Annotated in this window: 8 protein-coding genes; 6 read left to right on the top strand and 2 right to left on the bottom strand. The window is 41.3% G+C overall.

Annotated features, from left to right (window positions below; translation table 11 throughout):
* Window positions 1-265 precede the first annotated feature (265 nt).
* A complete protein-coding gene (locus IQ247_RS29350) occupies window positions 266-1,150 on the top strand; it encodes an SDH family Clp fold serine proteinase (RefSeq protein WP_193925393.1) in 885 nt (294 codons plus the stop codon).
* Between the two features lie 126 nt (window positions 1,151-1,276).
* Here the strand turns inward: IQ247_RS29350 and IQ247_RS33265 are convergent, their stop codons facing one another.
* Window positions 1,277-2,056, bottom strand: a complete 780-nt coding sequence (locus IQ247_RS33265) for a peptidoglycan-binding domain-containing protein (RefSeq protein WP_193925392.1) — start codon at window positions 2,054-2,056, stop codon at window positions 1,277-1,279.
* 334 nt (window positions 2,057-2,390) lie between these two features.
* Here IQ247_RS33265 and IQ247_RS29340 point away from each other — a divergent pair, with 334 nt between their 5' ends.
* The 5 genes from IQ247_RS29340 to infB all read left to right on the top strand — a co-directional run bounded on the left by IQ247_RS29340 (window position 2,391) and on the right by infB (window position 9,945).
* Entirely contained in the window at window positions 2,391-3,833 is a 1,443-nt protein-coding gene (locus tag IQ247_RS29340; protein ID WP_193925391.1) for a hypothetical protein, read from the top strand.
* 181 nt (window positions 3,834-4,014) lie between these two features.
* The gene (rimP, locus tag IQ247_RS29335) at window positions 4,015-4,479 is read left to right on the top strand and encodes a ribosome maturation factor RimP (protein WP_193925390.1); all 465 of its coding nucleotides are present in this window, start codon (window positions 4,015-4,017) and stop codon (window positions 4,477-4,479) included.
* Between the two features lie 197 nt (window positions 4,480-4,676).
* Window positions 4,677-6,044 (top strand): transcription termination factor NusA, encoded by a 1,368-nt coding sequence (gene nusA, locus IQ247_RS29330; protein WP_228060152.1) that lies wholly within the window; start codon window positions 4,677-4,679, stop codon window positions 6,042-6,044.
* A gap of 45 nt (window positions 6,045-6,089) precedes the next feature.
* The gene (locus tag IQ247_RS29325) at window positions 6,090-6,335 is read left to right on the top strand and encodes a YlxR family protein (protein ID WP_193925389.1); all 246 of its coding nucleotides are present in this window, start codon (window positions 6,090-6,092) and stop codon (window positions 6,333-6,335) included.
* Between the two features lie 475 nt (window positions 6,336-6,810).
* Window positions 6,811-9,945, top strand: a complete 3,135-nt coding sequence (gene infB, locus IQ247_RS29320; protein WP_193925387.1) for a translation initiation factor IF-2 — start codon at window positions 6,811-6,813, stop codon at window positions 9,943-9,945.
* Window positions 9,946-10,166: 221 nt separating this feature from the next.
* Here the strand turns inward: infB and IQ247_RS29315 are convergent.
* On the bottom strand, window positions 10,167-10,375 hold a 209-nt coding region (locus IQ247_RS29315; protein WP_322745602.1), incomplete at its 5' end, for a hypothetical protein.

The following is a 10,375-nucleotide window of genomic DNA, read 5'->3' as shown; positions in this document are numbered from 1 at the left end:
CCTAACTCCCAACTCCTAACTCCCAACTCCTAGCTCCTAACTCCCAACTCCTAACTCCAAACTCCTAACTCCTAACTCCTAACTCCTAACTCCTAACTCCTAACTCCTAACTCCTAACTCCTAACTCCTAACTCCCAACTCCTAACTCCTAACTCCCAACTCCCAACTCCTTTAATTCCTGATAACTGTCTTTAGATAGACATCCAATTTTCCAAAAGTTGTGAGAATGTAGGACGTAAACAGTTAAATTTGAACAATTTGTTTTATGAGTTTTGGTATTTTTGAGATATTTGGGATTTTTCTGCTGCTTTCTTCATTACAACCAATTTGGCAGCGTCGTCAAATGGAGTATCGCCGCTTCCGTAGTATCGATGAGTTTCAACAAAGTCGTAAAAGTCGGGTAATTCTGCTGATTCACCGTCAAGAGTCTATTAGTTTTTTGGGTATACCCATTTCGAGCTATATTACCATCGAAGATTCCGAAAAAATTCTCCGAGCAATTCGTCTGACTCCACCAGATGTTCCTATAGACTTGATTTTGCACACTCCTGGTGGCTTGGTTTTAGCAACCGAACAAATTGCCAGAGCTTTAATTCGTCATCAAGCTAAAGTGACCGTTTTCGTGCCTCACTATGCCATGAGTGGTGGTACAATGCTTGCCCTTGCAGCCGATGAAATTGTAATGGATGCAAATGCTGTTCTCGGACCTGTAGATCCTCAACTTGGTAATTTACCTGCTGCGAGTATCATTAAAGTTGTTGAAGATAAACCTATTGGTGAAGTTGACGACCAAACCTTAATTATGGCTGACCTATCCCGCAAAGCCATGAATCAAGTACAGCGCTTCGTCAGGACTTTACTTAAAGATTCTATCCCCAAGCAAAAAGTTAAACCAGAAGATATCGAAAAAATTATTGAAGCTTTGACAACTGGACAAGTTACTCACGATTACCCAATAACAGTTGAAGAAGCAACGGAAATGGGGCTACCCGTCACAGCCGGATTGCCCCGAATCGTCTACGACCTGATGGAACTATACCCGCAACCGCAAGGAGGAAGACCTTCGGTACAGTACATCCCAATGCCTTATGATGACCGTCGTCCCCTTCTTCCAGTTCCCAAAGGTAGACCGATGGAAGAACAAAACTGATCAGAGTTGCTTGATGGTTGATAGTTGATGGTTGTTGGTTGTTAAGAGTTAGGAGTTAGTACCACCGGAGTTATTACAACACTTTTAACCTCTAACCTTTAACCTCTAACCTCTAACCTTTGACCTTTAAGGCGTTTCTGTAGGTATTGGGTTTACAGTGGGTATTACAGGAGTTGGGGTTACTTCTGGTGTTGCTGTTGGTGATGGGGTTGGTTCGAGTGTTCCTTCCTCGTCATCGTCGGGTGATTCTGTAGGTGTTGGGGTTGCTTCCGGAAATACGGGAGTTGGGGTTACTTCTGGTGTTGGGGTTGGTGATGGGGTTACTTCTGGTGTTGGGGTTGCTTCCGGAAATACGGGAGTTGGAGTTACTTCTGGTGTTGCTGTTGGTGATGGGGTTACTTCTGGTGTTGGGGTTGCTTCCGGTTCAGATTCTGGAGTCTCCTGCTTCGCTTGTTGATTAAGTCTTTGCCGCAAAGCCAAGTCAGCGATTCCAGTTTGTTCAAGCTGTAACTGTTCTTGATATTGTTTAACTGCTTCTTGCGTTGTTGGTCCGTAAAATTGATCGAGAGCTAATTTAGGATCGGGATTAGTGACCAAATTTAAGTTGTACTTGAGACTTCTGACAATTTCGGCGGCGAAATCCTGAGTTTTTGGTCCCGCGATACCGTCTACTCCTAACTTATATCCTTGTTGAAATTCGCGAATTGCTTTTCTTGTTTGAGCATCCGTCAAAGGTGCATCCGATACTGCCACGTTGTATCCCAATCCGTACAAGACAGAACGAAATTCCCGTGGAGTATAATTGCGCTGACGAGCTGCCATTACGGTACTTGAAACAGCGACACTACCTGCAATTACACAGACGGTTACTACACTAATGCTTCTATTACTAAACTCACACCACATGATTAAAACTCCGAGTCATTAGCTGCATTTTAAATTTATTTAAGGTATTTTTCTCAAAAATTTTTCTTATTATTAATAATTTTTTGATTAATCTAAATTTTTTTTAATTATTCAAAATATTTCGCCACAAATAATTTTGTCATCTTCCTATAGATGTATTTTTAAAGCCTTGTATAAATAATTGAAAAATTTAGAAGCGAGGAAACAGTTTAAATGATACAAAATATACTTTTAAAATTTTATTTACTTGGTAACAAACATTATAGAATCCTTCGTTATGAGTGAATAAAATACGCTATATCGAGTTAAAAATATGTAATACCACTGAACAATAATGAAAAATAAAAAACTTGTCAACAAGCGAAATCTTTGGTTTGAAAGATTCATGGCGCTTACAGCTACAATAAACTTAGGATTAGTATTATTTAATTTAACTTATATTGGGTGGCGGGATTTTTACTTACGTAACTTACCTCAAATCCAAACAATATACGACCCAATCAAAGGAATTGAACCTCATCGAGAAACTGAAAATTATTTAAAAACTGTAGAAGAATTGGAACAGCAAATCGCTCAAACAGGATTAACTTCACCTCTATCAACAAGCAAACTAGAAGAATTAAGGGATTTGAGCGTAGAAATGATTGAAAACAATCCATTTGCAGGAGTTTCAAAAAGCGGCACTTTGGAAAAAATCAAAAATCGGATGCGCGAACGTCTTGATAATGAATCTTCAAAACGCGCATTTATTACTTTTTGGAATCAAGAGTATTTATTAAAACAAGGTTGGAATCAAGAAATAAGTTTTTTTAACCGTAAAATTAAACCGTTAATTGCGACTAACTACTATCGACAAATTGGCGAAAACGGAGAATTTATAGATAAATTTTGGATAATTGACTTACCATTTGTACTTTTATTTACAGTTGAATTATTAGCGCGTAGTTACTATATAAAACGTCGTCATCCTGGGTTTAACTGGTTCAATGCTGTGTTATGGCATTGGTACGATATATTTTTAGTATTACCTTTTTGGCGTTGGTTGCGAATCATACCTGTTTTATTCCGTTTAGAAAAAGTAGAGTTATTAAATTTACACAGTTTAAGACATCAAATTCAACAAGGTATTGTAGCTAATTTTGCTGAAGAAATAACGCAAATCGTAGTTATACGAGTTATAAATCAAACTCAAAATTCTATTAAACAAGGAGACTTAACACGTTGGTTACAACAAAGTCAAACATTGCGTCCTTATGTAGACTTGAATAATATTAATGAAATAGAAGCCTTGGCAGGAATTTTCGTACAAGCAGTTATTTACCAAGTACTACCAAAAATTCAACCGGAAATAATTGCTCTGCTCCAGCACAATATAAATAGCGCATTTAACCAATCTCCAATCTACAGCAATTTTCGCAACCTGCCAGGAATAGGACAAATGCAGCATCAGTTAAGCGAACAATTGGCGACTCAAATTACCACAAACCTCTACCATGCTTTAGTATCTGCAACAGAAGATCCAGTTTCCGTCAAACTCTCAAGCCAATTAGTAAAACGCTTCTCAGAAGCAATGACCTCCGAAATTCAAAAAAAACAAGTAATCTCAGAAATACAAAGCTTATTAATCGATTTCTTAGAAGAAATGAAAATTAATTATGTTCAACGTCTTTCCGAAGAAGATGTAGATCAAATCCTTGAACAAACTAGGAATCTGCAAACAGAAGTATCCCTTCCCTTATTGACAGATACAAACCACCCTACCAGAACTTATCTTTGATAGATGTGCAGCATCAAAATACAGATGGGTAATCGGAGATTTTTTGCTGCAAGCATTTTGAAAAAATGCGCTAAACTCAAATTAGAGACGAGCTATCTTAGAGTTCGTTGCAAGACTTCTTGGAAGATATCCTTATCGCAGGGAGTGGGTACTAGCCCACTTTTTTTGTTGGAATTGCCACATGACTCATCCTTTAGTTCCCCAAATAATTGACTTAGCAACACCAGTAGCAGAAGACCTTGGACTAGAGGTCGTGAAAGTGGTTTTTCATACCAATCAAAGCCCACCAGTATTGCGAATTGATATCCGTAATCCCACGCAGGATACTGGTTTAAGTGATTGCGAGCGCATGAGCCGTAATTTAGAAGCAAATTTGGATGCAGCTGCAATTATGACCGATGCCTATGTATTAGAAGTGTCTAGTCCTGGTATTTCCCAGGAATTGAAGACCGACCGAGAATTCATCTCTTTTAAAGGATTCCCGGTTAAGGTTTACACTTCTTCACCCCATCAAGGACATTCTGAGTGGAATGGTAAACTGGTTAGCCGAGATGAAAACAACGTTTACTTAAATAAAAAAGGTCGTGTAATCGAAATTAAGCGCTCGAATATACAGAGCGTGCAGTTAGACGAAGAACGCGATTAAGTTGGGGAAGACTATCTACCAAGACTGCTTTTAGGCTCGGTGAAGAAGAACGGTTTTTTGCCAAAAGAATGAGCATCTAATGGTTCTATTAGTTGTTTATTTGTAGCAAGATATCTGTTTTGTGAACACACCGACTATTTCTCGTCTTTAATTCCGGTGTTCCCGGTAGCGATTTTTTAAAGGAGAACGAACGATATATGTCAATGCTTAAATTACTTGGATTAAAAGAATTGATTGAAAGTATAAGTAAGGAGCGAAACTTACCGCGTCTTGCAGTACAATCGGCAATTAGAGAAGCTCTGCTTAAGGGTTACGAACGTTATCGTCGCGCTCAAAATTTAGACCGCAAACAGTTTGATGAAGATTACTTTGACAACTTTGAAGTAGAATTAGATATTGAAGATGAAGGATTTCGCGTTGTTTCCACAAAAACTATAGTTGAAGAAGTTGCAAATTCCGACCATCAAATTGCGCTGAAAGACGTTATTAAAGAAGTAGAAGAATTTGGCGATGATGCGGCGCAATTGGTAGGACAAGAAGTAGTTGTAGACGTAACACCCGATAAAAAAGAATTTGGTCGCATGGCCGCGATGCAAACCAAACAAGTCTTATCGCAAAAATTACGCGACCAGCAGCGACAATTAATTCAAGAAGAATTCCAAGATTTAGAAGGAACGGTACTACAAACAAGAGTACTGCGATTTGAAAGACAATCAGTAATCATGGCTGTTACCAGTGGTTTTGGTCAGCCGGAAGTAGAAGCCGAATTACCCAAACGGGAACAACTACCCAACGATAACTACCGGATTGGGACAAATTTTCGAGTGTATCTCAAGAAAGTGTCGCGGGGTCAACAGCGAGGTCCGCAATTACTGGTTTCTCGTGCTGACGCGGGTTTGGTAGTATATCTTTTTGCCAACGAAGTTCCAGAAATTGAAGATGAAGTTGTCCGAATTGTCGCCGTAGCTCGCGAAGCCAATCCTCCATCTTCTTACGTCGGACCGAGAACAAAAATAGCTGTAGATACTTTAGACCGAGATGTAGACCCAGTTGGTGCTTGTATTGGAGCGCGGGGTTCTCGAATTCAAGTAGTAGTGAATGAATTACGCGGCGAAAAAATTGACGTGATTCGTTGGTCCCCAGATCCGGCAACTTATATTGCCAACGCTTTGAGTCCAGCACGAGTCGATGATGTCCGACTTATGGACCCAGAAACCCGCCAAACTCACGTACTTGTAGCTGAAGATCAATTAAGTTTAGCCATCGGCAAAGAAGGACAAAATGTTCGTTTAGCTGCTAGACTTACAGGCTGGAAAATAGATATCAAAGACAAAGCCAAGTATGATTTTGAAGCAGAAGATGCCAAATTCTCAGATGTAAGAGCGCAACACGCAGCAGAACTTGATGAGCTTGAAGAACTTGAAGAACTTGAAAGACTTGAACAGCAGAAATTGCAATCTGACAAATTAGAACATGACGATCGCCAATTTAATTCTGAAGAATTTGAAACCGAATTAGATGAAGCTTCCGAAGAATTTGAGTCCGAGAATCAAAGTATTTATTAATCGTAATAATTCACCACAATAGCTAAAGCCGAATAGTCAGTTAAAATGAAACCGAATTGGAGGCGTTGTATTAGTTGTCGAAAAGTCAGTTTAAAACAAGAGTTTTGGCGGATTGTCCGCGTGTTTCCTTCAGGAAAGGTACAATTAGATGAGGGCATGGGGCGTTCAGCCTATATTTGTCCAAATCCGAGTTGCCTTACCGTGGCTCATAAAAAAAATAGATTAGGACGAGCCTTGCGTACATCAGTGCCAGAAACACTGTATACAACATTGTGGCAGCGCTTACCTTAAAGCTATACCCTAGAATAATCGTTTTTCACAAAGCAATTAAAATAAGGGGGTTATTTTCCAGAATAATATTAACGAATGCGACTATGCTCGATAGTACTGTTGATTAAATTATCTTTTAGTAACATACGGTCAGTGCCAAAATTATAAATTAGTATTGACGCATGGTCTGTTATATGATAAACACTTGCAAAACTTAGTCATTGTAGGCTTTCATGTGTTAAACCCAACAGAAACATCAACCAAACAAAAAACTAAATATCGGCACTTACTTGCTGATGCTTGGGCGCAATCAGGCGTTAACCAATATTGTGCAAGCGTAGAGATGCCAGCTTTCCAACGGTCACATCTCTCTTTCCTAATGGTGAAAACTCTTTTCAAACCGAAAATAGTAGCCATTACACAGTAACTCAAGGATGGAGATGTCGCAAAAGCTGGCAACCATCCGTTAAAACTGTAAATTATAGGGGAAGAGTGGATGAACAACGGCAAAGTCAGAATTTACGAATTATCAAAGGAATTGAATTTGGAAAACAAAGAGCTACTAGTAATTTGCGACCAGCTTAATATTGCGGTCAAAAGTCATAGCAGCACGATTTCAGAATCTGATGCCGAACGTATTCGTTCGCAAGCAGTAAAATTAACGTCTACTTTAGCGTTGTCGAAAGAGCATGGTACAAATAAGCATAACCATGCTTCTGCACCTAGTAAACCACAAATCTTGGAAATTCGTAGCAAACCAAAACCACCAAATAATTCTAGTAATTTACCAACCCAAGACAGCGCATCAAATCCGGCTGCGCCCCCCCGACCTTTTACATCTCCTGTCTCGCCGATGGAACCAGTGGCACCAACTGCACCCGCTTCTCAAAATCAGTCTCAGAAATCAAATAACTCTTTATTCGTTGAAAATACGGATAATTTAGCATCCACTTCCTCCTCAGAATCAGATAAAACTGCTTTGAGCAAACCAGAAAAATTAGTTTCACCCAAATCTAAACCGGAAATGCCAAGCGCGCCCGAGTTGGCTGCTCCACCTAGTAGACCCGTGGCAGCAAAACCCAATTCCGGTTTGCATAATAGCGTCGCCGAAAAACCAGTTCTCAAGCGCGATCGCGATAAAGACAAAGACAAAGACAAAATAAAACGACAACAGAACAAGCCGACTACCGATAAAGTAGAACAATCGAACCAGTCGAACGCACCAGTATCAAAAACTGCGCGTCCGACGATTTCGCCAGTATCAAAAACCGAAAAACCTCAAAAGCCCAGGAAAGTGTCGCCGGGTGGTAGTTCCGATGACGTACAACGTCCGAGGAAGACAGTAGTACGCCAAGACTCATCAGCCCCTCCGAGCATATCGGCTCCACTAAGACCGCCACTAAGACCGGCGGCGAAATCAGAAAATATCGACCCAATCGATGATGACGACAAAGACAATGATGTCGTCGATGACATAGTTGAACTCAAGCGTCCAACACCGCCTCGTTTGCCTAGAGGTCAGAAAAAACGTTCTAAGCAAGAGGAAGCACTCGACGAAATCAAAGAAGCCGCCAAAGCGGGTAAGGTTGTTAAGAATAAACGTCTGAAACCAATGGTTGAAGACGATTTTGATGAAGACCTACTTAGTGAAGATGAAGCAGCCGATAGCATCGCAGCAGCAGTTAGTAATGCGATCGTTCGTCCTCCCAAACCAAAAAGTTCCAGACCAGCAGCAGCAGCACCAACTCCTGCCGCACCAAGCAAAATTAAAAAATCCGGGTCTCGCGACCAAAATCGTCGGCGCGGCGGTAGCGGTGGCAACAATACAGAAACGGAAATCAAAGAGCTGCGTCCCGAAAAACTTACGGTTAGCGGTCCGATGACCGTACAAGAACTGGCAGATGCTTTAGCAACCCCGGACACAGAAATTGTCAAAATCTTGTTCATGAAGGCGATCGCGGTTAGCATCACCCAAAGTCTTGATACCTCGACAGTAATCATGGTGGCAAATGAGTTAGAAGTAGAAGTTGAGATTCCAGAACCAGAAGCCGAAGCTCGTAAAGTTACCGAGATGCTCGACTTTGAAGATATGGAATTTCTCCACCGTCGTCCGCCTGTAGTAACTATTATGGGTCACGTAGACCACGGTAAAACTACCCTACTCGACTCGATTCGCAAAACTAAGGTCGCTTCCGGAGAAGCCGGAGGTATTACTCAGCACATTGGTGCTTACCACGTAGACATAGAACATGACGGCAAACAGCAGCAAATTGTCTTTTTAGATACTCCCGGTCACGAAGCATTCACAGCGATGCGGGCAAGGGGAGCGCGAGTCACAGATATTGCCATATTGGTAGTAGCTGCGGATGATGGCGTTCGTCCCCAAACGGTTGAAGCTATTAGTCACGCTAAAGCTGCCGGAGTACCGATTATTGTTGCCATCAACAAAATTGACAAAGAAGCCGCACAGCCAGATCGAGTTAAGCAAGAGCTAGGTCAGTATTCTTTAGTCCCAGAAGAATGGGGCGGCGATACAATTATGGTTCCCGTGAGCGCCATCAAAGCAGAAAACTTGGATACGCTCTTAGAAATGATTGTCCTGGTATCGGAAGTAGAAGAACTGCAAGCGAACCCAGATCGATCAGCAAAAGGAACCGTGATTGAAGCCCATTTGGATAAAGCAAAAGGTGCGGTGGCAACCCTGTTAATTCAGAACGGAACCTTACACGTAGGAGATATCCTGGTAGCCGGTTCTGTGTTCGGAAAAGTCCGGGCAATGGTTGATGATAGAGGTCACCGAGTAGAAGCTGCAAGTCCTTCCTTTGCTGTAGAGGTATTAGGCTTAAATGACGTACCGGCAGCAGGAGACGAATTTCAAGTCTTCACCAATGAGAAAGAAGCACGTTTACTTGCTAACGAACGAGCCGAGAAGATACGCCAATCTCGCTTGATGCAGGGAGGACGTGTAACCTTAACAAGTATTTCAGCACAAGCACAAGAAGGGGAGTTGAAAGAACTCAACTTAATCTTGAAAGCAGATGTGCAGGGTTCCCTCGAAGCTATTTTGGGTGCGCTCAAACAAATTCCCCAAAACGAAGTACACATTCGGATGTTGTTATCTGCTCCAGGGGAGATTACCCAGACAGATATTGACCTTGCAGCAGCCAGTGGTGCGGTAATTATTGGCTTCAACACCACATTTGCCAGCGGTGCAAGACAAGCCGCAGACGAAGCTGGTGTAGATGTACGAGAATACAACATCATCTACAAACTCTTAGAAGATATCCAAGATGCATTGGAAGGTTTACTGGAGCCAGAATTAGTAGAGGAACCTTTAGGACAAGCAGAAGTGCGTGCAGTGTTCCCTGTGGGACGCGGTGCTGTTGCTGGTTGCTACGTTCAATCCGGTAAACTGGTTCGTAACTGCAAAGTCCGAGTACGTCGCGGTAATAACATGATATTTGAGGGTGTGCTTGATTCCCTCAAGCGGATGAAAGAAGATGCTCGTGAAGTCAACTCCGGTTACGAATGTGGTATCGGCGTTGATAAATTCAGTACTTGGGAAGAAGGTGACATCATTGAAGGCTATCAAATGGTGACTAAACGTCGCACTCTTACAATGACAAGATAGTGAGTAGACAACGGTGTAATAGCAATTGTCGAGCTTGGCAACTTAGGAATCTTAATCTCCTAGTTGTCATAGCCTATCAAACTTCCCAAGTCATAACAAAACTATTAATTTTGATATTATGTAGAGATTTTAGGTTTTGCCTTGATGTCTCTACATATTTTTATTTATCTGAAATTATCAATTGGTAAACCTGTGTACCGTTCTATTAAACTTACCCAAAACTACCCAAGTCTAGACTTAGCGCCGACATTAATAGTTTTGGTGTTAACTTCCTGTTTCAACGTAGTCTCAAGATGACTCTTGAGAGGTTTTTCTACTCCGCAGGCTATTTCGGTAGAACTTACCGTTTCTGACCGTTCAGGAATATAAATATTCTCAAACCATCGGTCTATATTTTTAGCCGCGTTCAAATCTCTGTCTTCGGTATGAC

This window comes from Plectonema cf. radiosum LEGE 06105, from assembly GCF_015207665.1.
Lineage (GTDB): Bacteria > Cyanobacteriota > Cyanobacteriia > Cyanobacteriales > Nostocaceae > Rivularia > Rivularia radiosa_A.
Note: the sequence above shows the minus strand (reverse complement) of the source record. Positions and strands in the feature narration are given on the sequence as shown.

Bases quoted from the DNA above. Each gene is read 5' to 3' on its own strand.
- IQ247_RS29350 (WP_193925393.1), top strand. From the start codon at position 266: ATGAGTTTTGGTATTTTTGAGATATTTGGGATTTTTCTGCTGCTTTCT.
- infB (WP_193925387.1), top strand. From the start codon at position 6,811: ATGAACAACGGCAAAGTCAGAATTTACGAATTATCAAAGGAATTGAAT.
- IQ247_RS29325 (WP_193925389.1), top strand. From the start codon at position 6,090: ATGAAACCGAATTGGAGGCGTTGTATTAGTTGTCGAAAAGTCAGTTTA.
- IQ247_RS29340 (WP_193925391.1), top strand. From the start codon at position 2,391: ATGAAAAATAAAAAACTTGTCAACAAGCGAAATCTTTGGTTTGAAAGA.
- rimP (WP_193925390.1), top strand. From the start codon at position 4,015: ATGACTCATCCTTTAGTTCCCCAAATAATTGACTTAGCAACACCAGTA.
- nusA (WP_228060152.1), top strand. From the start codon at position 4,677: ATGTCAATGCTTAAATTACTTGGATTAAAAGAATTGATTGAAAGTATA.
- IQ247_RS33265 (WP_193925392.1), bottom strand. From the start codon at position 2,056: ATGTGGTGTGAGTTTAGTAATAGAAGCATTAGTGTAGTAACCGTCTGT.